Here is a 290-nt window from a genome sequence, read left to right on the forward strand (position 1 = left end):
CGGCGGATCTCCCCACGCAGTTCTTCGGTGATCTCCCGCGACAGTTCCGCCACCTCGGCGTCCTCGATACGGCGCGGCTGCGGGATGCCGACCGTCCACTCCCGGGCGATGCGGCCCGGACGGGAGGACAGCAGCACGACACGCTGGGCCAGCCGCACCGCCTCGCGCACGTTGTGCGTCACGAACAGCACCGACAGCCCCGTCTCCCGCCAGATACGGGTCAGTTCGTCGTGCAGCACGTCCCGCGTGATCGCGTCCAGCGCCGCGAACGGCTCGTCCATCAGCAGCAG

General features: G+C 70.3%; 1 pseudogene. It reads right to left on the minus strand.

Features of this window, described 5'->3' with window-relative positions:
- Positions 1-290 (minus strand): annotated as a pseudogene (locus KUM44_RS36065) (ABC transporter ATP-binding protein); the annotation flags it as partial.

This window comes from Streptomyces sp. AC550_RSS872, from assembly GCF_019049285.1.
GTDB lineage: Bacteria > Actinomycetota > Actinomycetes > Streptomycetales > Streptomycetaceae > Streptomyces.